Genomic DNA, 20,669 nt, shown 5'->3' with positions numbered 1-20,669 from the left:
AAACTTTCGTATTCCGTACGTCTTCGTACAGAACGCCCGAACGCGTCGATTTATATGCTGGCTGATTACTTCGGGTCGCTTCACAATGAGTCGATGCGATGCTGCCGCATCGATTCGTCAGCGATCGCTTCGCTCCGGTTCGCCCGTTGCGCCTTCTGCGATCAACGGCCAGACCACCTGTTCGAACTGCTCGGGCTCGATCGGCCTGGAGTACAAATAGCCCTGCGCGAAATCACAGCCCATCGACTTCAGAAAATCCCGCTGTTCGACGGTTTCCACGCCTTCGGCGATGACCTGGATTCCGAGCTTGTGCGCGAGCACCACCATCGCCTCGCAGAGCACCTGATTGTTTTCGTCCACGCTCAGGTTCTGGACGAATGAGCGATCGATTTTCAGGTAATCGATGTCGAAGCGTTTGAGATAGGCCAGCGAAGAATAGCCCGTGCCGAAGTCGTCGATCGAAATGCCAATGCCTGCAAGACGGAAATCGAGCAGCCTCTCGTCGATATTCGATTCGGCCTGCAGCAGCAGCCCCTCGGTGATTTCCACCACCACGCTTTGCCCCGGCATGCCCTCGCGGTCGAGATAGTCGTGCCACCGCACGCCGACCGTGCTGTCCTGGCGGACCTGCACCGGCGACATGTTCACGCTGATCTGGAAGGACGGATCGTATTGCTCACGCCAGATGCGCGCTTGCTGCACGGCTTGCCTGAACACCCAGTCGCCGATGGGAATGATCAGCCCGGTATCTTCGGCCAGCGGAATGAATTCGAGCGGACTAATCATGCCGCGCTCGGGATGCAGCCAGCGCAACAAAGCTTCCGCCTTGCAGACCCGGCCCGTTGCCAGGTCGACGACCGGCTGATAAACCAGCCGAAGCTGACCGCGCGGCAGCGCCGAACGCAGGTCGCTGGTCAGGCGCAAGCGCGTTTCCGCCTCCAGCTGCATGTCGGGCGTGAAGTAACTGAAGCGGTTGCGTCCGGCATTCTTGGCCGCGTACATGGCCTGGTCGGCGTTCTTGAACAACGCGTCGAGTTCCACCGTGTCGTCGGGGAAAACGGTGACGCCGATGCTCGCCGAAATGTAGACCTCGTCCGCGCCGAGCTTGAACGGCTCGGTCAGTCTGCGATTGATATTGCGCACAGTCTGCTCGACCGTTTCCATGTCTTCGAGATCGGGCAAGATCACCGTGAACTCGTCGCCGCCCAGCCGCGCGACGGTATCCAGATTGCGCACGCACGCGCTGATGCGGCGCCCGGCCTCGATCAACAGCACGTCGCCGCGGTCGTGCCCCAGCGAGTCGTTGACCTCCTTGAAGCGATCGAGGTCGATCAACATCAGGGCCACGCGCCTTTGCGAACGGCGCGCGAGCGCGGCCTCCTCGGTGAGACGATCGTGGAATAACTGCCGGTTCGGCAGCCCCGTCAATGCATCGAAATTGGCCTGCTTCCAGATGGTCGCCTCGAACGCCATCCGGTCGGAGAGATCGCGACCGACCGCCAGCACGGATGTGACATGGCCGGACCGATCGATCTCAGGCGTGATGCGAATGTGAGTACATTGCTCCTGCCCGTCCTTTCCCGCCCACCGCAGTTCGAACTGCGCGCTTTTTCCCGTCGCGATGACTTCGCCGATCTTCTTTTCGTAGACCAGCGCATTGGCCCCGCCGGGAAGCTCCGAGGGCCGCTTGCCGAGGACGGTGGCGAGATCGCATCCCGCCGACGTGCAAAAGGCCGGATTGGCGAAGGTGCGGCGCAGCTCGCGGTCATATCGCGTGATCGTATCGGGCGAATTCTCGATCAGCGTGCGCGCCTCCCGTTCGCGGGCGACGAGTTCCGCCGTCCGGTCGACGACAGTCTGTTCGAGCGACGCATTGATTTCGTTGATCTTGTGAATCTTCTGCCTGATCGCCGTGCGCATGCGCTCGAAACGCTGCGCCAGGCGGGCCAATTCGTCCGGTCCGCCAAGCGGCCCTTCCCCGTCCTTGCCATCGTCCTCGACGGCGCCGGTATCCTCGCCGGTGTCGTGCATGCGGCGCACCAGATCCTGCAGCGGCGCCGAAATGCTGTACGAAATAAAGTAGGCAAGGAAAATGGAAAGCAGAAACCCGGAGATGCCGACGACCACGATCTGGTTGCGTACGGCCTGGGCCTCCGCAGTGAGATTCTGCTCGGCGATCGTGCTGACCACGAACCAGCTCGTGCCGGGAATGCGCGCGTAGGCGGCAAGATAGTGGCCGCCGCGCTTTGCTGCGAAATTGACGAACCGGCTTGACTCGCCCGATACGCGGTGGCGCGCGATATCCTCGATCAGGCCAGGCTCGGGGGCGGCGCCCGGGTTGGGCGACGACGCGTGATTCGGGACTACGATGATCTTGTTGTCGCTCGCATCGAATACGTAAATCTCGGTTCCGCTGCCCGTCGCGACGTCGTTGAAAATCGTCGAGAAGTACTCGGGGCGAACGACCAGAACCAGACTGCCGATCTTCGCGTTGTCGCTCTTGTTGTAGATGGCGCGCACCATCCCCAGGTTCTGCTGCCCGACGCCGTCGTCGTAGCTGCCCCAGTAGGTGCGTTCATGCGACTCTTCCGCGATGCCGACGAGCGCCGTCACACCCGAAGTCAACTGCGCAAATGCCTGCGTATCGAGAATCCGGTCTTTCTGGTCGAGCAAATATTTCTGGTTGATGAAATCGACCGACCCATAATGCTCGAGCAGCAAACGCGTCATGTCCTCGCGCGCCTCGCTCTGCTCCCTCGCGCTGCCGCCCGCCGCTCTCGCCAACGCGCCCTGGACCCGGTCCGAAAGCACGAGCAGATTGCTTTCCGTTTCGATCTCATGCATGCGCAGTTCGACATTTCTCGAAACCTGCCTCACCACCTCTTTCGAAAATATCTCCGCATTTTCCTTGATCGCAGCAACTGACTTCACATAGGAAATGCAGCCCGAAATGATAATGGGCAACAGCGCCAACAGAATGAAAGCGGCAATCAGTCGATAGCGAATCTCGACGCGTCGAAGCAAATCCTGGCAGAGGTAGTCGAAAGCGCGTCGCAGCAGTGCGGAGATTGCATTCATTTGTAGTGCATCTTCGCTTCAGTCTTGACCGAGATGTCCAGGCGCTGCGCAGCCTGCCTGGGTGTAATTTTCCTGAGCAGCACATCCTGCATCAATTTATGCACCAGCTCAATCGTGTTGGAAGGAAGCGACGAATAATAGGGGCTGGCCGTGACCGGATAACGGCTGACCGCGTTCGTGTAGTCGACGATCTCCACATCGCTCACCACGGTGCCCATGCCTTGCTGGAACGGCGAAATGTTGTGGCGTTTCCTCTGAAGAATCGGGAATCCCTTGCCGGCGATGAATTCCAGAAAGCGCATGGCCGCGGCCTTGTTGGGCGTTTCGCAAACGGCAAAGCCCGTTTCGCTGCCGAGCACCGGCACGACACGTTCGCCGCGCGCGTTCCAGGGCGGCACGAACACGCCCACCGAGAAATCGTTTCCATGCAGCATGAGCCCGGCGGCCCAGCTGCCCTGGAACGCCATCGCCACCTTGCCTTCCTTGAAAAGGCGAATGCCTTCGTCGTAGCCTGTCGTCATGAACGAGGGCTGCGCGTAGCCGCGCTCGGGTATCAGTGCGATCCTGGCGAAGATCTCGGCCACCTCCGGCGTATCGAGGTTCAGCGTGCCGTCCGCCATTTTCTCTTTCCAGTGGGGCTCGTGCGCGACCACATCATTGGCAAAGCCCGAAGCGAACGGCCCGTTGCCGAGCATGTTCGGAAAGCCGCCGCTCCACATCACCGGAATCATGCCCGCCTGCTTGAGCCGCGCGCACACCGCCAGAAACTCGTCGAAATTCGTCGGCAGCGTGTCGATGCCGGCCTTGGCGAACATGGCGCGGTTGTAATAGATCATCGTCGTCGCCACGCCGCCCGATATGCCGAACCCCTTGCCGTCGCGACTGGTCCAGTCGGCCTTGAGCGGATCGAGCATGTTCTTCCATGCGGCGCTCTGGCGGACATCGGCGAGCACGCCCTGGTCGGCCAGCTCCGCGGCATAGGCGTTCGGATTGATGCTGACGAGGTCCGGCAGCGTGCCCGCCGCCACGCGCGGCTTGATGTTCTCCTCGACCGAGTTGCCGACCATGAACTGCACGTTCACGTGCAGATCGGGATTCAGTTTGTCGAACTCGGCGGCGATCTGGAGCATCTCCTCCGGCCAGTCCGGCGCCCAGATCAGCGCGGTGATGGTGGTTCGTGCCGGCGCGGCCTTGCTGCTCTGGGCGCCGTTCTGCTGATCGCAACCCAGGAGCAAAAGCATGCCGATCAGACCAGACCACAGCCAGGCAAACTTGATTCCGTGCACGTAACGCTCGCTTTCAGTTCGGGAATGGCGGACCCTGCGGAACGCAGGGGAACCACATTGCATATCGGCCGAAACCGGGCGTCACTTGAGGGGGTTACGCGTGAGCGTGGCACGCGATAATCGGCGAGCCTTGCGGGCGGACGATCATGCCCGTTCGCAAACGTTAGCGCAGTGCGCGACGCGCTAACGCGGTGCAACGGTCTCTTTGCGCAGACCCGGAGCGCGAGTGCGGCGAGTTCGATGGCTCGCCGCTTTGTGTCGCTTTCGAATCAATCGTTGCAATCGTTTCAATCGAGCGACGGGCTGCATTCGCATTCGAGCGCCGCGACCCGCGCCGGCCGCTCCATTGCCGCAAGCCGCTGCAGCGTCACGAGTCCGAACACGGCGAGCGCGCAGCCGAGCACCAGATCGGCACGGATGCCCGCACGGTCCACGATCGTGCCGCCCACCGACGAGCCAAGCGCAATCGCCACCTGGATCACGCTCACGAACATCGCCGAGCCCGCTTCGGCGAGATCGGCCGTGCCGCGCTGAATCCACACGGAGAAGCACAGCGGAATCGCGCCGAACGCCACGCCCCACATCAGCATCGCCGCGATCTCGCCGATTCGCACGTGGTCGAGCAGAATCATCGCCGAGAGCGCGCACAACAGCAGCGCCGTCATCGTCGCCACGGCGGACTTCAGTCGCGTGGCCACGACCGCCGAAGTCAGCGCGTTCGAGAAAAAGCCGATCACGCCGAATGCGAGCAGCAGCAGCGTGATCGCGCTCATCGAGAAGTCCTGCTGAAGCAGCGGCGCGATGAACGTATAGGTCGAAAAATGCGCGCCGAACACGAGCGCCACCATCAGCATGCTCAGACGCACATGCGGGCGGCGCAGCAGCGTGGCGAAATCGGCGAGACGCAATGCGGCTGCGGAAGGCAGTGAAGGCACCAGCAACGCCTGCGCAGCGAGCGCGAGCGCGACGAGGCCGCCCGTCACGAAAAACGACATGCGCCACGACGCGAAACCCGCGATAAAGGTACCGAGCGGCACGCCGATCACCGTCGCGAAGGTCACGCCGGTCAGGATGATGGCCGTTGCGCGCGCGGCGTCGCTCGTATGCACGAGGCGGCCCGCCGCTGCGGTCGCGAGGGTCCAGAAGCCGCCGAGCGCTGCGCCGAGCATCGCGCGGCCAACCAGCATGAGCGCGAAATTCGTCGCAAGCGCGGAGACGATGTTCGATGCGAGCAGCACGGCCGTGAGCAGGAGAAATACCTGCCGCCGGTCCATGCGGCCGGCGAACATCATCAGGCCCGGCGCGAAGATCGCCGCCATGACGCCCGGCGTGGTCACCATGAGGCCGGCCGTGCCCGGTGTCACGCCGAGGTCGCGGGCGATCTCGGTGAGCAGACCGACCGGCAGGAATTCGGACGTCACGAACGCGAATGCGCTGATCGCCACGGCAAAGACAGACAACCACTGGCGCAGTGTCGTCTCTTCGAGCGGCGCGGGCGCGAGATTGGGAGAACGGTCGTTCATGTTTCTATGACTGTTTTGTGTGTGGCGAATAATAAAAGCCATTGTTCGGCAATTTCGCACCAAAAAAATGGGGAAAATCGCCGTTTAAATGGCCAATCGGGAATGGGGTTTAAATTAACATCAAATAAAGAATGGCGTGCGGCCCTGCGATTAGCGGGGTCGTCAAAAGGGTTATGAATGGAATGTGACGCGGCCCGCCGCGCGCCGCGCCAGCGGGGCAGAGATTATGTCATTTCAGCGCCGGAAAAATAAACGATATTTTTCCGGGGACAAATTAGGCATCGAATCGATGCTTATGCTGGTCGCGGGATAGCTGGCTGAGGGCGCCGGGAAAGCGCCACTTGAGGTATTGCCGGAAACCGGTCTTCCAAGTCGGCACGCGGCGCTCGCGAGCGACCCAGTTCAGAACCGTGTCTGCACGCCTGCGCGGGCGATGAACTGGTTAGGACCACTCGACGTACCGGCGCGATCGGGCAGGCCGCTCTCAAGACGCGGGGCGTTCGACCGCCCCAACGGGCTCGCCCGGCGCCTTTTCGCGCTTGACGGCGTACATCGCGAGATCGGCGCGGCGCAAGACCTGATCGACGTCCAGGTCGTCCGCCGCCACCGTCGTGAAGCCCACGCTCGCCCCAACGTTCACCAGCAGCCCCGGTGCAAGCTCGAAAGGACGCTCGATCGCTTCGGTCACGAAGCTGGCCCAATCGCACGGCGCCCGGTCCACCTGAGGATCGACGATGACGAATTCGTCGCCGCCCATGCGGGCCACCCACGCGCCCGCGCTAGCGAGCATGCGCAGACGGCTGGCGACCTGCACGAGCAGCATGTCGCCGGCCTTGTGGCCATGCGCATCGTTCACCAGCTTGAAGTCGTCGAGATCGACGAAAAACACCGTCATGCCGGCCCTGAGTGGCGTGGCGCTCGTGGGCCCGGCCGCGCTGAACAGACCATCGCGGTTCAGGAGTCCCGTGAGGGCGTCATGGCGCGCGCGATGGCTGTTTTCCCGTTCGGCCTTCATCGTCGAGATGAGCATGGCGTTCAGGTGGCGCGCGGCGGCGCTCATCGCGAACAGATAGAAGGGAATTTGCAGGAGCGAGAGCAGGAGAACTGGCTCGCCGCCCAGCAGCGCGCCAATGCAGCACGGGCCCAGCGAAAGGCAGATCATGACCGCCACCAGGCGCGGCGCCGCGAAATTGCGGAAGCAGATCCCGCCCACCATGGCGGCGGCGGAAAGAAAGGCGAGCGTAGCGGATACCCAATCCCGGCTCATGGCGCTGACGAGCGCGCCGTAGCCGACCGTCGCGCCCCACAACGGCGCGAGCAGAATATAGAAGTCGGTGGGCGTGCTCTTGCCCTCCCTCGCGCGGCGGCGCGACAGGGTGAGCGTGGCGAGGCGCACCGCGCAGACGAGGATTTCGGCGATGAGCCAGCACTTGAACGGCAGCGTGCCGTGCCGGCGCGCGAGCACCCACGCCACGGCCACGGTATTGGATACGCCGCCAAAGAAGATCGGCAGCGTTCCAAACAAGGTGCCGACAAGGGCGACACGGATTTCGTGCGGCGTGTCCCGTCCGGGTTCGGTCAACCAACGGGCCAGCTTGCCGCGCGGCAAAGAGTAGATTTCGTTGCGGGAGCTCACATGCATCACCGTCGGTCGTACCGCGCGCCAGACGTTATCGCCTCTCGCGCCCTGTCAAGTCCGGGTCGTACGGCCGTGCGAAAGCAACAGGCGGCCACCCAACTGCGATAACGGCAGCTGTAAGGGAAACTTTAGGAATGCGGGTGGATATCGTTGGTTGAGCTAGCAACCAATTGGAGATTTGGTATGCGATTTACATCAGGCGAAGCACGATTCTTTGTAGAAGCGCTTGCAGGTCGCGTCGCGTGTCGATCACGAGGTGAATAAAAACGGTGTCGTCGCGGACCTGATAGATGATCCGGTTCTTGCCCGAAAGTATCTGTCGAAAAGTGTCGTCGACAAAGCCTTCGAGTTCGGCAGGCAAGTGGCCGCTCTCCGGGAACTGGCGGATCTGCGCAATGGCGTCCTGAAGTTGAGCCGACGTCTGGCGCCACGTCTCCCATCCGAATGCGCGGACGATGTAGCTTCTCAACTCATCGATACTGATCCGCGCGGTCGGCAGGACGCGGTACTTCAGCAGCGGGGCCTGCATTAGCGAAGCTTTTCCTGGCGGTCGAGTTCGTTGAGTTCTGCAAAGAACTCGTCGCCATCCAGATGGTCCGCACGCTCGATCTGTTTTTGGCCGATGGCCAGGATCTTCAGCAATGCAAGCGTTTGTTGAGTCGATTCATAGGTTCGCACGTCCTGAACAACGAGCTTCGCTTCGCCGTTCTGCGTGATGATGAGCGGCTCCCCTGAATCGGTCAGATCCTTGACGATTTGCGCGGCTTCACTCTTGAGGTAGCTGATTGGCTTCACGTGATCGGCGAGATGCATGAGGTGCTCCCGTAGCAAGTCAAACAGGACCAAATATAGACTATTATCGGTCCGCTTGCACGCACCACCTTTTAGGGCCGGGTTAGACCGATCGCAACTCCGCGCCGATCGAGATCGGCGACGCGTGCGAAACGCGCGCGTCCCGCAGCGTGGCCGCTAACGGGCGACGATGATCGTCATCTCCGATTCGTACTTGATCCGCACGTGGCTATGGTGCTTGAGGGACTGCATTACTTCGATCAGGTCCGGGCGGCTGACCCGAATGGAACGGGCGGTGCCGGACTTGTCCACGACGGTCAGGAGGTTGAGCTTGCGGTCCACGCCGGTGACCTGCGCCACGCCGCTGAACTCGCGGAGCACCTGGAAGTTTTCCTGGTCGGCCCCGGAGGAATGCTGGGTCACCTTTGCCGTGTGGGTCAGGCGCGTGACCGCCGCGCCCTCGGCAGGCGTCAATCCGGTAACGTACGGCTCCATGTAGTGGGTCGTGAGCTTGTCGCCGACCCGGATGACCTTGAGCACGTCGGGATGATCTTTCACATTGAAGCTCAGGTCGTCGTGACCCGGCACGGTCACGACGATGAGTGCATTCTTCTGATCGATCAAACTGATGGTGCCGCTTTCCGTGTCGACGGAGGCCCCGGCTGGCATGGCCTCCGAGGCGGCGGAAGCTTCCGTGTCGGCCGCGCGGCACAGGGGCGCCGAGGCGGCAAAGAAGCCGCAAGCCGCGACTGAGAGCGCCAGGCCGCGCGCGAACGCAATGCACGTATTCGATCGATAGAGCATGGTAGTCCCCCTGGAACGATCAGGTGCCACGCTTGTTGCGCCGGTCAGGGACCATGGCGTGTGCTCTCGGAGCCTAACACCGCAGGACGCCCCGACCATCGGACTTTGGTCCTATAGGGTCAAGAGGGTCGAGGCTGCCTACCGTCCGAATGCCGCCGCGCAGTTCGCCGGCGCCTGCCCCGGCACCAGCGAGCGGAACGTGAACAAGCCGCCCGCCAGCGGCTGTTTCTCGCGCTCGGCAGCCGTGAGCCCCTTCCATGCGGTGGAAACGTACACGGTCTGCAGATCGTCCCCGCCGAACGCGAGCTTCGTGATGTTCGCGCACGGAAACGCGATCTGACCGGCCAGTTCGCCCTCGGGCGAATAACGGTCGATGCGCCAGCCGCCGAACAGCGCGACCCACACGTAGCCCTCGGCGTCCACCGCCATGCCGTCCGGGTGCCCGTCGCCGGCAATGGCGGTGAACACGCGCTTGCCCGACAGCGTGCCATCCGCGGCGACGTCGAACGCATACACGACGCGACGCATCGTGTCGTTGTGATAGAGCGTGCGGCCGTCCGGACTCATGGCCGGGCCGTTGGTGATTACGTAGCCGCTGTCCTGTGCGCTCAACACCGCGCCTGCGTCCACGCGATACAGCGTGCCGCTCGGCGCTTGCTCGGCGTCGTCCATCGAGCCGAACCACAGGCGCCCGCGCGCATCGGCGAAACCGTCGTTGAGGCGGTTGCCCGGCAGATGCGGCTCGACATCCACCAGCTTGTCGAATTCCCCGCTCAAGGCGTCGAAGCGATACAGGCCGTCAGGCAAGCCGCACACGAACACGCGGTCGCCCAGCGGCGCGATGAAGCCGACCTGGTCGGGCGCGTACCAAGTCGTGCGCTCCCCGGTCGTGACCTCGAAGCGATGAATCCGGCGGCCCTTGATATCGACGAAATAGACCGCGTTTTCCGCGGCCTGCCAGAGCGGCCCTTCGGCCAGCTCGGCGCCGATCGGCCAGACGCACACGGGATGCGGCATCGTCATTCTCCGTACCATCCCGCGTCGACGAAGTAATCGCGCCCGGAGCAGCGCGAGGCGTCGTCGGATGCGAGGAACAAGGCCATGCGGGCCACGTGCTCGGGCTCGATGCGCAATTGCAGACACTGCCCCGCGACGACCTTCGCCTCGCTCTCCGCCGTTTGCCACAGGTTCATCTGCCGCGGCGTTTTCACGGCGCCGGGGATGATGCAGTTCACGCGAATACCCGCGCCGCCCAGGTCGCGCGCGAGGCCGCGCGTCAACCCTTCAATGCCGGCCTTCGCGGTCAGGTAGATCGGCAGGTTCGGCAAGGCGACGTGCCACGACACCGAACCGAAGTTAAGGATCACGCCGCGTCCCGCCTGGCGCATGCCCCGCGCGGCGGCCTGCGCGCAGAAGAACTGGTGGCGCAGGTTGACGGCGATACGCCCGTCCCAGTAGCTCGCGGTCAGCTCGCCGATATCATGGCGATCGTCGTTGCCCGCGTTGTTCACGAGCACGTCGATCGGGCCCGCGGCATCGACGATCGATGCGAACACGCTTTCGATCGCGTCCACGCTGCACAGATCGCAGCGCTTGAACAGCGGCGGATGCTTCGCATCGCGAAGCTTTTCCTGCAGAGCGAGCGAATCGTCTTCGGCCACGTCGAGGAAAAACACGCGCGCGCCTTGCTGCGCGAATGCCTCCACGACCGCGGCGCCGATCCCGCTGCCGCCGCCGGTGATAACGACGGTTTTGTCCGCCAGGCTCGGATAGATTGCGTACGACATCAGATATTCCAGTGTTGACTTGTCAGAACCCAAACAGGGCGGCGAGCCGCAGATGGCTCGCCGCCCTGACCTGCCGCTTCCCTTGCGCTTACGAGACGACCTCGACGGCGCTCAGCATGCGCCAGTCGCGCGGGAGCGTGCGCGTGGCATTGCCCACCACCGTGACCGTACCGCTCAGATGGATGTCGCGGCTCGAACTGCCCACCATCAGATCGAACTTGCCCGGCTCGACGATGCGCTCGCCGCGTGCGTCGGTGAAATTGAACAGATCGACGGGCAGCTTCACGTTCACGCGAGTGCGCGCGCCTGCCGCGAGCGGCACACGTGCAAACGCCTTGAGTTCGCGTACCGGCCGCGCCGTCGACGCGTGCTGGTCGCGCACGTAGATCTGCACCACTTCCGTGCCGTCGCGCGAGCCGGTATTCTCGACCGTGAAGCTCAGTTCGACCGTGCCGTCTTCGAGCGGCACTTCGCGTTGCGCCATCGCGAGATCGCCGTAGCGGAACTGGGTGTAGCCCAGACCGAAACCAAACGGATAGCGACTGCCGAAGTGATAGGCGATCGGCGTGCCCGCGCTCTTGAGGCGATGGTTGTACACATACGGCACCGCGCCTGCGCTCTTCGGCACGGAGAGCGGCAGACGGCCGCTGAACCCGGCGCGCCCCACCAGCAGATCGGCAAGCGCCTCGGCGCCGCGCTCGCCCGGCGCAAACGCCATGATCTGCGCGGCGATGCGATCTTCGAGGCCGCCCAGGTTGTACGGCCGGCCGCCCGTCATCACGACGACCGTCGGCGTGCCGCTCTCGACCACGGCCTTGAGCAATTGCAGTTGCACGCCCGGAAGTTCCAGGCTGTCCGTATCGGAGCCTTCGCCCACCGTACCGGACTGGAACAAGCCCGCCAGATCGCCGACGAACACGACAGCCACGTCCGCCTTGCGCGCGGCTTCGACCGCGGCGGGGATCGCTTCGGTATCCTTGCTGATCAGGTCGTCGCGGTTGGCGGCGGCGCTCAGTTCGAGCGACACGTCGCCCGGGAAAACCGGCGCGCCCGCACGGCGGGTCTTGATGATGTCGCAACCCTTGGCATGCAGCACGCGCGATTCGCCCAGCACCTCGCGCAATGCGCCCAGCGGCGTGGCGATCGAAGCGACCGACTGCTCGCCCGAGTTGATGAGGTGCACCGGGAAGCTGTAACCCGCGAGCAGCGCGAGCGGGTCGTCGGCGGTCGGGCCGATTACCGCAATTTTTTCCGCGCCGTTGGCGTTCAACGGCAGCACGCCACCTTCATTGCGCAGCAGCACCGCCGATTCGAGCGCGACCTGATACGCGGTATCGGCCGCCGCCGTGCCCTTCACGTCCACGCGCTCGGGGTCCGCATACGGATTCTCGAACAGGCCGAGGCGGAACTTGGTGCTCAACACGCGCGACACCGCGGTGTCGATCGTCGCTTCGGCGATCTCGCCGCGATCGAGCGCTTCTTTCAGATGGACCGCGCACTCGTGCCCCGGCAACTCGACGTCGAGTCCAGAATTGAACGCGAGCGCCGCCGCCGACGCGCTGTCGTGCGCTACCGCATGATGGCTGTAGAGCAGGTCGACAGCCGCATAGTCCGCAACGACGAGCCCCTCGAAACCCCACTTCTCGCGCAGCGTATCGTGCAGCAGCGTGCGGTCCGCATGGCAGGGCACGCCGTCGATATCGTGGTACGCGGGCATGATCGAGCCCGCGTGCGCGAGCTTGACCGCCATTTCGAACGGCAGCAGAAACACGTCGTTCAACTCGCGCGGTCCGACATGCACGGGCGCATGATTGCGGGCGCCTTCGCTCGCCGAGTGGCCGACGAAGTGCTTGAGCGTGGCGAGCACGTCGCGCCGCTCGCCTTGCAGACCGTTCACGTAGTGGCACGCGAGCACGCCCACCAGATACGGATCTTCGCCGAGCGTTTCTTCGGTGCGGCCCCAGCGCGGATCGCGCGATACGTCGAGCACGGGAGCCAGGCCCTGGTGGCAGCCGATCGAGCGTGCCTGCTCGCCGATGATGCGCCCCACTTCGCCCACGAGATTCGGGTTCCACGTCGCCGCGTAGTTCAGCGGCGAGGGAAACAGCGTGGCGTCCTTGATCATCAGGCCCACGAGGCACTCCTCGTGCGACATGACGGGAATGCCCAGGCGCGTGTCTTCGACCATCTTGCGCTGCAGCTCGTTGAGCGCGCGCACGCCCTCTTTGGGATCGACCGTGTGGGTCCCTAGCGGACGCGTGATCTGCCCAAGACCGTGTTCGAGAATCTGGTTCACCGTAAGGCTGTTGGCGCTTTGCGCGAAATCGATACTGCGCGCCTTGTGCTCGCCGTCTGCCGAGAGCACCAGCCACGCAGCGTGAAGTTGGGCAATCTTTTCATCGAGCGTCATGCGCGCGAGCAGGTCGGTCACGCGCTGCGCCGTCGGCGCGTCGGAGCGGCGGTAAAGCGGAATCTCTGTGGTGTGTTCAAGCGACATTGCTTCACTCCCTGGTATTGCACGAGACGGCGTCTTCTCTCGCCGTCCGTTTAGTTGTGCTTTTGAAAATGGCGTTGCGCGGTCGCGCGGCGAAAGCCGCGCCCGGCTTAGATGAGACGACGCAGCGCCATATCGTGATCGTCGAACACGTGGCATGCCTCGGCCGGCAGCGCGAGCTTGACCACTTCATCGTGCGTCAACGCGCTGTCGCCGGGCACCTTGGCGATCAGTGTCGCTGCGCCCGAGCCCGTCTGCGTCGCGTGAATATAGCTGTGCTCGCCCATGTGCTCGACGAGCTTCACGCGGCACGCCAGCGTCTGCTCGTTGCGCGCATCGCCGGCCACACGCAGATGCTCTGGACGCACGCCAAGCGTCACCTTCATGCCGGCACGCGCGCGCGAGCCGTCCACGCGCGCGCGCACGCGCTCGCCGCTTTGCAGGTCGATGTCCACGCCGCCATCGTCGCCGCCCACCACCGTGCCCGCGAAGAAGTTCATCTTCGGCGAGCCGATGAAGCCCGCGACGAAGCGGCTCTTCGGATGGTGATACAGATCGAGTGGCGCCCCCACCTGCGCGACGCTGCCGTGGCGCTCCATGTGATCGCCGGCCTGCAGGAGCACGATGCGATCGGCCAGCGCCATGGCTTCGACCTGATCGTGCGTCACATACACGGCGCTCGCCTCGCTGAACTCGCGATGCAGACGCGCAATCTCGGTGCGCGTCTGCACGCGCAGCGCCGCATCGAGGTTCGACAACGGCTCGTCGAACAGGAACACGCCCGGCTCGCGCACGATCGCGCGCCCAATCGCCACGCGCTGGCGCTGGCCGCCGGAAAGCGCTGCGGGGCGGCGTTCGAGATAGCTATCGAGCTGCAGTGCGGCAGCCGCGCTGCGCACCTTCTTGTCGATGACGGCCTTGTCGACCTTCGCCTGACGCAGACCGAATGCCATGTTCTCGTACACGCTCATATGCGGATAGAGCGCGTAGTTCTGGAACACCATCGCGACCTTGCGCTTCGCGGGTTCGACCTCGTTCATCCGTTCGCCGTCGATGCGCAGTTCGCCGTCGGTGATCGATTCGAGTCCGGCGATCATGCGCAGCAGCGTAGACTTGCCGCAGCCCGACGGGCCGAGGAACACGCAGAACTCGTTCTTGCCGACTTCGAGGTTGGCGTCGCGGATCACGGCGTTGCCGCTCGCGTAGGCCTTCTGTACGTTATTGAGGGAAATGCTTGCCATATCGATTTATGCGAAGTTCGGTTAGCGGTGCGAATCAGACCTGAATCAGCCCTTCAGCGAGCCGGCCATCATCCCCTTGATCACGCGCTCCTGACCGAACGCGTAGGCGACGATCAACGGCAGCGACGTGAGCACGAGAACGGACAGCATCGAGGGTATGTTCGACGCGTATTGCCCCATGAAATCCCAGATCGCGAGGGGCAGCGTACGGTGCTCGGACGTCGACGTGAGCATGTACGCGAAGATGAACTCGTTCCAGAGACCAATGCCGTTGAAGATCGCCACCGTGGCGAGCCCCGGTCCCGAAAGCGGGAAGAAGATACGCCAGAAAATGCGGAACGGACTGCAGCCGTCGAGTTGCGCGGCTTCTTCGAGCTCGCGCGGAATCTGCCGCATGAACTCGGTCAGGATGAAGATCGACACCGGCAGGCTGAGCGCCACATACGGGCCGAGCAGCGCGAACTGCGTATCGTAAAGATCGAGGTTGCGCGTGAGCAGGTAGATCGGCACCAGCGTGGCATGCAGCGGCACGATCATGCCCGCCACCACGAGACCGAAGAGCAGCTTGTTCAGCCTGAAGCGCATGCGTGCGAAAACATAGGCCGCCATCGCGCTGATGACGACGATCAGCAGGACCGACACGCCCACCGTGAACAGGCTGTTCCGGAAATACGTGAAGAACGGCCCCTTCAGCACGGCAGCGTAGTTGCCCCAGTACAGGTGGCTCGGCGGCGCCCACACGGAAGTCGTGAAGGTTTCTTCCTGACTCTTGAAGCTCGACACGACCATGAAGAGGAACGGGACCGTCGTGACAGCCAGCCAGATCAGCGCGAGGATCGGAATCGTCACGCGGGGAAAGCGGAATTTCTTGATCATGCTTCAGACCTCGGTTGCATAGCGGCGCGTGAAGTACATCGACACCGCCGCCACTGCGATGACGATCAGGAACATCGCCGAGCCGATGGTGCTGCCGTAGCCGAGCTGGAACGAACTGAACACCGTGCGATACATGTAGGTGGCCATCACCTCGGACGAGCCCTCGGGGCCGCCGCCGGTCATGACGAAGACGAGATCGAAGTAACGCAGCGAGCCGAGCACGGAAAGGATCACGGCCGTGCGCACCGTGCCTTGCAGGTGCGGCAGCTTGATGCGCCAGAAGATGGTCCACTCGGAAGCGCCGTCGAGCAGCGCCGCCTCGTTGACCTCGGCCGGCATCGACGAGAGGCCGGCGAGGAACAGAATCATGTAGAACGGCGCGTTCTGCCAGATGATGACGGCGATGGTCGCGCCCAGCGAGAAATGCGGGTCGCCCAGCCAGTCCTTCGCGAGGCCATCGAGTCCGAATGCCTGCAGCGCGACGTTCAGAGGCCCGAAATTCGGATCGTAGATCTGCTTGAACAGCACGCCGATCGCCACGCTCGACATGAGCAGCGGCAGAAAATAGAGAACCTTGAGCACGCGCGAGCCACGGCCGGCCTTTTCCAGCAGCACGGCGAGCGCGAGCGCGACAGGAAGCTGAATGACGATCGAGGCGAGCGCGAGAATCACGTTGTTCTTGAGCGATTGCCAGAACACCGTGTCATGGGCGAGCCGCGCCCAGTTCGCGAGCCCCGTATAGCGGGCCGTATTGCCGAGGCCATTCCAGTCGAGCAGCGACAGCCGCAAGCTGGAAACGAGCGGATAAAGCAGGAACACGGCCAGCAGCAGCAGCGCCGGCGCGAGAAACACGACCGTGACGAGCGTTTGCGAGGAGAGCTTCAGCCGGCGTTCGGGTGTAGCGGAAAGTGCAATATTCACGAGCTTTTCTGCCGGCCGGCGCCTTGCGGCGCCAGCCGGACTTTTCCTGAGTGCTGGAGATCAACCGCCCTTCTTCGAAGCGGCTTCCATTTGCTGCGCGGCCGCCTCAGGCGTCACCGACAGACCGAACAGCGCCTGCGTCGTGTCCTTGTGCAGTTCGCCCAACGCCGGCGGCAGGGCCTGGTCGTACCAGAGCTGCACGCTCGGCGCCGCGGCCAGCAGTTGCTGCAGACGCTGCGTGAACGGATCGTCGATCTTGACGTTGTTGACCGGCGGGAGCTTGTGGTCATCCGACGCGCGTGCCTGCATCGCCTGGTCGTCGGTCAGCGCCTGGATCAGCTTGAATGCAGCGTCCGGCGTCTTGCACTCGGTCGAGATGCTCAGGAAGCCATCGCCTACCGTGCCGATCAGGTCGCGCGGGTCGCCCTTGCCGCCCGGCACGCTCGGGAACGGGAAGAAGTCGAGATCCTTCGAGAACCCCGGGTTTTCGTTCGCGATCGTCGAAGCTTCCCAGGCGCCCATCAGCTCCATCGCGGCCTTGCCCGAATACAGCAGACGGCGCGACGCACCCGAGTCATAGTCGAGACCGTTGATGCCCGGCGCGAACGCGCCCGCCTTCACGAGCTCCTGAATGCGCTTGCCGGCTTCGACGAACGCCGGATCTTCGAAGCCCTTGCCCTTGCCTGCGATCGCGTCGCTCACCACTTGCGGACCGCCGATACGGTCGACGAGGTACATGTAGTACATCGAGCCCGTCCACTTGTTCTTGTTCGCGAGCGAGAACGCTGCGACGTTGTGCTGCTTCAGCACATCGACGACGTGCATCAGCTCATCCCACGTCTTGGGCGGCGTGATGCCGTACTTCTTGAAGACTTCCTTGTTGTAGAAGATCACCGCGGCCGCCGCGTTTTCGGCCGCCACACCGTAGGTCTTGCCGCCGAACGTCGTGACGCTCCACGACGACTGCATGAAGCGGTTGCGATACGCCGGGTCCTTGTTCAGGTACGGCGTGAGGTCGACGATCTGACCGGATTTCACATATTCCTGCAGGCCGCCGCCGCCCCAGTTCTCGAACACGCACGGCGGCTGGTTCGCACCGAACGCCACCTTCAGCTTCGTCTTGTACGCCTCGTTCAGGACGTGCGAATTCTCGACCTTGTAGCCCGGATCGGCCTTTTCGAAGCGGTCCGACGCGTCACGGATGATCTTGCTCGACGACGCATTGGTCTGCTGATCCCATACCGTGATGGTTTTGGATTCCGCCGCAATGGCGTTCGAAACGACTGCAGACAGTGAAAACAGCAGTGCCGTGGCGCCGACAATCGCCCGCGCCTTGGAGAAACCTGGGTACGCCATGTTTGTGTCCCCTCTTTAGGAATTTTGAGAGCTACCGGAGTTATCTGCGGGTTTAACGTTAGCCTTAACGTTAGTGGATGTTAAGCCGTGAGCCGAACTACGGCTATGCGGGATTTTCCTGGTGAGCGCCCGCCGGAGCTTGCGCTCCGCGCAAGGTTGGTACGCGTGGCAACGGTTGAACAAGCGCGCATCTGATAGAATAGCCGGCATATAAACGGTATCGCTAACGTGACGAGCGACCCATCCGCGGAGTAACCAGCGAGTCACGAGCGAGTCTTCGCAGACATGACCTCTCGTAAGCCCACACCACGCATGGCAAGGCAAACTCCCACGCTTGAGCACGTCGCCAAGCTTGCCGGGGTGTCGCAGATGACCGCGTCGCGCGCGCTCAACGGACGCCCGGGCGTGTCGCGCGAAACGCGCGACGAAGTGCTGAGAATCGCTTCGGACATCGGCTATGTCGTGAACCGCACCGCCCAGAAACTCTCGGGCGGGCGCAACGGCATCATCGGCATCATCACGCCTACGCTCGACACGCAGTTCTCCAGCGAACTGGTGCTCGGCGCGGGCCGCGCGGCACGCGGCGCGGGCATGGAAATGCTCGTGTACACCGTGTTCGACGAAGACCGCCATACGCATCACGACCTGCTCGGGTTGATCCAGCAATTTTCCGACGGCATTCTCGCCATCCTGCCGCGCGAATCGCTCTGCCTCGAAGCCCTCGCCACGGCCAAGGTGCCCGTAGTGGTGGTCGATCAGCGCGGCACGCTCACGGGCTTTCCTTCGGTATCCGTCGACAATTACGGCGGCGCCTGTCTCGCGGTCGAGCATCTCGCGGAGCTCGGCCACAAGCGCATCGCGTTTCTCGCCGGCGACGAAACCATCGAAGGCGTGCGCGACCGCCAGCGCGGCTATCGCGACACGCTGGCCAAGCTCGGCCTGCCGCGCGAAGACGCGCTGGTCGCCGCCGGCGATCTCTCGCAAATGATGGCGTTCGACGTCACGTTCGACCTGCTCAATCTCCCCGATCCGCCCACCGCGATCTTCACGGCCAACGACCAGAGCGCGTTCGGCGTGATCGCCGCGGTCAGGGAAGCGGGCCTGCGCGTGCCCGACGACATTTCCGTGATCGGGTTCGACGACATTCCCATGTCCGAGCAGTTTCATCCTGCCCTCACTACGATTCGCCAGCCGTTCCAGCAAATGGCGCGTTCGGCGGTCAATACGCTGCTCGCGCAGATCGCCGGCATCGACGCCGCTTCGCAGCGCATCACGCTGCCTGCCGAGCTGGTGGTGCGCGACTCGACCGGACCGGTGCGAGCGCGCCACCGCCGCTCGCGTCACCAGATCGTTTCGACGTAAGTCGAGGCGCGCACCTTCGCATCGGAGGTCACGAGCGCGCCGCCGTGCGTGCGGGCGGTCGCGACGATCAGCCTCTGATGCGAGGTGAGCGCGGGCGGCAGCGTCGCCGCCCGGAACGCAATTTCCGAATCGACCGGAATCAGGCGCACGCCATCCAGCTTCAGAAACGTGGAGAGCCAGCTGCGGGCGTCCATGGATAGCCCGAGGCTGCCCGCCTTCACGAACTCCGCGATTTCGAGCGCGCTGATGGCCGAAATGAGGATCTCGCCGCCGTCCAGTTCACGGTCGATCGCATCGTGCGCGGCCTGACTCAGCGCTTTCTGCCTGCCGAGCCAGCACACGAGCGCAAGCGTGTCGAGCGTGATCATTACTCTTCCTGCTCGGCGGGAACCGGTGCAAGCGCGTGCTTGAGGTTGAAATGCGTGATCGACGCGCGCAGCAGCTCGAGCGGATTCTCCGTCTTGCTGCGATACGGGCGGATTTCAATGGTGGGTTGTCCCCGGTCCGTCACGACGACGGTTTCGCCCAGCGTTTCGACCTGGCGGAACAGCTCGCAGGCGCGGGACTTGAAAATGGCTTTGGATACTCGCTTTTCCATGACGCTCTCCACCCATCAAAATTCTATCGGATTTTTATTGCATCGGGTCGTTGCGCACGCAACGAAATTGCGTATCGCACCCCAATGGCTCGTTATCGGTGTTGCCCAACCGTTTGCTACCTGCACTACGCCCTTGCACCGGTCTAATCCGCGCGAACGGAATGCGGGTTTTTACCGGTAACATGTTTCGCCCGAATCGGCCCCGCGGCCCTTGCGCTTTCATATAATCGATCTGTCTGGTGAATGCCCGTCAAGCAGCCCGAGTTGTGATCGGGCGACCCGCGAGGCACGACAACAGGATGTGTTGCTTGCCGGCGGATGTGCGCGAGTCGCGGTGTGCGCTTCGCTTGCCGATACGGACGCTGCCGCAGGAAAGCGGAGCGTTGGGGAAGATGATTGCCTTGCTGCAGACCGTCGATTAAGCAGAAACATAATAACGTTACCCTTAACGTTAATTCATGTTAAATGTCCGCTTCGGGCGCCGCCATGCGTGGTTTACCTGGGCTTGGCGAATTGACGCAGAGCCCGCGTCAACCCCGCCAGATCCCGGCCCAGCAAGGAAAGAGCGCCTGGCAAGCTGGCCACAGGGTACTGCAAAAAAGTACCGTTCCGGCTAACGTTAAATGGGCGGTAAGCAAATTCGTAACGCCCATTCGCGACACTCATAATCATCCCTGCCCCTATATCGTCACACCCGCGAGTCCGGATCGCCCGGCGGCGGCTTCGACGAAGGCTCCGCGTCGAAATGGACGATGAACGCATGCAGCGGCTCGCGCCGCTTCTGCTGGCGGTTGCCTTGCGGCTCGTATTCCCTGTCCGTCACGTGGCGCGTTTGCGCTGATGTCGCGGCCTGCCCGTTCGGCGCATTTGCAGCGGACGCGAAATCGTCCTTCGACCCTTTGTTCGCCATGG

18 protein-coding genes are annotated in these 20,669 nt (G+C 63.2%); 1 reads left to right on the top strand and 17 read right to left on the bottom strand.

Annotation, left to right across the window (positions count from 1 at the left end; all coding sequences use genetic code 11):
- Window positions 1–117 precede the first annotated feature (117 nt).
- From AB4Y35_RS22185 to AB4Y35_RS22120, 14 genes are all read right to left on the bottom strand, one after another.
- Window positions 118–3,078, bottom strand: a complete 2,961-nt coding sequence (locus AB4Y35_RS22185) for an EAL domain-containing protein (RefSeq protein ID WP_368705936.1) — start codon at window positions 3,076–3,078, stop codon at window positions 118–120.
- Window positions 3,075–4,319 carry an ABC transporter substrate-binding protein gene (locus AB4Y35_RS22180; RefSeq protein ID WP_368706135.1) on the bottom strand — a complete coding sequence of 415 codons (1,245 nt, stop codon included), beginning with the start codon at window positions 4,317–4,319 and terminating at the stop codon, window positions 3,075–3,077. The genes AB4Y35_RS22185 and AB4Y35_RS22180 overlap by 4 nt, the downstream gene beginning before the upstream one ends.
- Before the next feature lie 332 nt (window positions 4,320–4,651).
- Window positions 4,652–5,887 carry an MFS transporter gene (locus AB4Y35_RS22175; protein WP_368705935.1) on the bottom strand — a complete coding sequence of 412 codons (1,236 nt, stop codon included), beginning with the start codon at window positions 5,885–5,887 and terminating at the stop codon, window positions 4,652–4,654.
- A 484-nt stretch (window positions 5,888–6,371) separates the two neighbouring features.
- Entirely contained in the window at window positions 6,372–7,523 is a 1,152-nt protein-coding gene (locus AB4Y35_RS22170; protein ID WP_368705934.1) for a diguanylate cyclase, read from the bottom strand.
- Window positions 7,524–7,716: 193 nt separating this feature from the next.
- Complete coding sequence (locus AB4Y35_RS22165) at window positions 7,717–8,055, bottom strand: type II toxin-antitoxin system RelE/ParE family toxin (RefSeq protein ID WP_368705933.1); 339 nt, start codon at window positions 8,053–8,055, stop codon at window positions 7,717–7,719.
- Entirely contained in the window at window positions 8,055–8,339 is a 285-nt protein-coding gene (locus AB4Y35_RS22160) for a type II toxin-antitoxin system Phd/YefM family antitoxin (protein ID WP_133183973.1), read from the bottom strand. The genes AB4Y35_RS22165 and AB4Y35_RS22160 overlap by 1 nt, the downstream gene beginning before the upstream one ends.
- A 156-nt stretch (window positions 8,340–8,495) precedes the next feature.
- Window positions 8,496–9,122: a hypothetical protein gene (locus AB4Y35_RS22155; protein ID WP_368705932.1), complete on the bottom strand. Its 627-nt coding sequence runs from the start codon at window positions 9,120–9,122 to the stop codon at window positions 8,496–8,498.
- 138 nt (window positions 9,123–9,260) lie between these two features.
- On the bottom strand, window positions 9,261–10,145 hold the full coding sequence (locus tag AB4Y35_RS22150) for an SMP-30/gluconolactonase/LRE family protein (RefSeq protein WP_368705931.1): 885 nt from the start codon (window positions 10,143–10,145) through the stop codon (window positions 9,261–9,263).
- Entirely contained in the window at window positions 10,142–10,909 is a 768-nt protein-coding gene (locus AB4Y35_RS22145) for an SDR family NAD(P)-dependent oxidoreductase (protein WP_368705930.1), read from the bottom strand. Before AB4Y35_RS22145 ends, AB4Y35_RS22150 begins: the two co-directional genes overlap by 4 nt.
- 88 nt (window positions 10,910–10,997) lie before the next feature.
- Entirely contained in the window at window positions 10,998–13,406 is a 2,409-nt protein-coding gene (locus AB4Y35_RS22140) for a glycoside hydrolase family 3 N-terminal domain-containing protein (RefSeq protein ID WP_368705929.1), read from the bottom strand.
- 107 nt (window positions 13,407–13,513) lie between these two features.
- On the bottom strand, window positions 13,514–14,644 hold the full coding sequence (locus tag AB4Y35_RS22135; protein WP_368705928.1) for an ABC transporter ATP-binding protein: 1,131 nt from the start codon (window positions 14,642–14,644) through the stop codon (window positions 13,514–13,516).
- Between the two features lie 45 nt (window positions 14,645–14,689).
- Window positions 14,690–15,520 (bottom strand): carbohydrate ABC transporter permease, encoded by an 831-nt coding sequence (locus AB4Y35_RS22130; RefSeq protein ID WP_368705927.1) that lies wholly within the window; start codon window positions 15,518–15,520, stop codon window positions 14,690–14,692.
- A gap of 3 nt (window positions 15,521–15,523) precedes the next feature.
- On the bottom strand, window positions 15,524–16,441 hold the full coding sequence (locus AB4Y35_RS22125) for a carbohydrate ABC transporter permease (RefSeq protein ID WP_256094494.1): 918 nt from the start codon (window positions 16,439–16,441) through the stop codon (window positions 15,524–15,526).
- Between the two features lie 60 nt (window positions 16,442–16,501).
- Entirely contained in the window at window positions 16,502–17,797 is a 1,296-nt protein-coding gene (locus AB4Y35_RS22120; protein WP_368705926.1) for an extracellular solute-binding protein, read from the bottom strand.
- A gap of 312 nt (window positions 17,798–18,109) precedes the next feature.
- On the opposite strand from AB4Y35_RS22120, the gene AB4Y35_RS22115 reads away from it, so the two are divergent.
- On the top strand, window positions 18,110–19,159 hold the full coding sequence (locus tag AB4Y35_RS22115) for a LacI family DNA-binding transcriptional regulator (protein ID WP_069262205.1): 1,050 nt from the start codon (window positions 18,110–18,112) through the stop codon (window positions 19,157–19,159).
- Here AB4Y35_RS22115 and AB4Y35_RS22110 read toward each other — a convergent pair.
- The 3 genes from AB4Y35_RS22110 to AB4Y35_RS22100 all read right to left on the bottom strand — a co-directional run bounded on the left by AB4Y35_RS22110 (window position 19,138) and on the right by AB4Y35_RS22100 (window position 20,667).
- Window positions 19,138–19,527, bottom strand: a complete 390-nt coding sequence (locus AB4Y35_RS22110; protein WP_201695153.1) for a type II toxin-antitoxin system VapC family toxin — start codon at window positions 19,525–19,527, stop codon at window positions 19,138–19,140. The two genes, AB4Y35_RS22115 and AB4Y35_RS22110, sit on opposite strands and share 22 nt — an antisense overlap.
- On the bottom strand, window positions 19,527–19,757 hold the full coding sequence (locus AB4Y35_RS22105; protein WP_069262207.1) for a type II toxin-antitoxin system Phd/YefM family antitoxin: 231 nt from the start codon (window positions 19,755–19,757) through the stop codon (window positions 19,527–19,529). The genes AB4Y35_RS22110 and AB4Y35_RS22105 overlap by 1 nt, the downstream gene beginning before the upstream one ends.
- A gap of 688 nt (window positions 19,758–20,445) precedes the next feature.
- A complete protein-coding gene (locus tag AB4Y35_RS22100) occupies window positions 20,446–20,667 on the bottom strand; it encodes a hypothetical protein (RefSeq protein ID WP_368705925.1) in 222 nt (73 codons plus the stop codon).
- Between the last annotated feature and the right edge of the window lie 2 nt (window positions 20,668–20,669).

Origin of the sequence: Paraburkholderia sp. EG286A, from assembly GCF_040965375.1 — a bacterium.
Classification (GTDB): domain Bacteria; phylum Pseudomonadota; class Gammaproteobacteria; order Burkholderiales; family Burkholderiaceae; genus Paraburkholderia.
The sequence above is the reverse complement of the archived record's forward strand: the minus strand, read 5'-3'. Positions and strand labels throughout refer to the sequence as shown.

Bases quoted from the DNA above. Each gene is read 5' to 3' on its own strand.
- AB4Y35_RS22185 (WP_368705936.1), bottom strand. From the start codon at position 3,078: ATGAATGCAATCTCCGCACTGCTGCGACGCGCTTTCGACTACCTCTGC.
- AB4Y35_RS22165 (WP_368705933.1), bottom strand. From the start codon at position 8,055: ATGCAGGCCCCGCTGCTGAAGTACCGCGTCCTGCCGACCGCGCGGATC.
- AB4Y35_RS22160 (WP_133183973.1), bottom strand. From the start codon at position 8,339: ATGCATCTCGCCGATCACGTGAAGCCAATCAGCTACCTCAAGAGTGAA.
- AB4Y35_RS22120 (WP_368705926.1), bottom strand. From the start codon at position 17,797: ATGGCGTACCCAGGTTTCTCCAAGGCGCGGGCGATTGTCGGCGCCACG.
- AB4Y35_RS22175 (WP_368705935.1), bottom strand. From the start codon at position 5,887: ATGAACGACCGTTCTCCCAATCTCGCGCCCGCGCCGCTCGAAGAGACG.
- AB4Y35_RS22105 (WP_069262207.1), bottom strand. From the start codon at position 19,757: ATGGAAAAGCGAGTATCCAAAGCCATTTTCAAGTCCCGCGCCTGCGAG.
- AB4Y35_RS22180 (WP_368706135.1), bottom strand. From the start codon at position 4,319: ATGCTTTTGCTCCTGGGTTGCGATCAGCAGAACGGCGCCCAGAGCAGC.
- AB4Y35_RS22110 (WP_201695153.1), bottom strand. From the start codon at position 19,527: ATGATCACGCTCGACACGCTTGCGCTCGTGTGCTGGCTCGGCAGGCAG.
- AB4Y35_RS22130 (WP_368705927.1), bottom strand. From the start codon at position 15,520: ATGATCAAGAAATTCCGCTTTCCCCGCGTGACGATTCCGATCCTCGCG.
- AB4Y35_RS22135 (WP_368705928.1), bottom strand. From the start codon at position 14,644: ATGGCAAGCATTTCCCTCAATAACGTACAGAAGGCCTACGCGAGCGGC.
- AB4Y35_RS22150 (WP_368705931.1), bottom strand. From the start codon at position 10,145: ATGACGATGCCGCATCCCGTGTGCGTCTGGCCGATCGGCGCCGAGCTG.
- AB4Y35_RS22155 (WP_368705932.1), bottom strand. From the start codon at position 9,122: ATGCTCTATCGATCGAATACGTGCATTGCGTTCGCGCGCGGCCTGGCG.
- AB4Y35_RS22100 (WP_368705925.1), bottom strand. From the start codon at position 20,667: ATGGCGAACAAAGGGTCGAAGGACGATTTCGCGTCCGCTGCAAATGCG.
- AB4Y35_RS22140 (WP_368705929.1), bottom strand. From the start codon at position 13,406: ATGTCGCTTGAACACACCACAGAGATTCCGCTTTACCGCCGCTCCGAC.
- AB4Y35_RS22145 (WP_368705930.1), bottom strand. From the start codon at position 10,909: ATGTCGTACGCAATCTATCCGAGCCTGGCGGACAAAACCGTCGTTATC.
- AB4Y35_RS22115 (WP_069262205.1), top strand. From the start codon at position 18,110: ATGGCAAGGCAAACTCCCACGCTTGAGCACGTCGCCAAGCTTGCCGGG.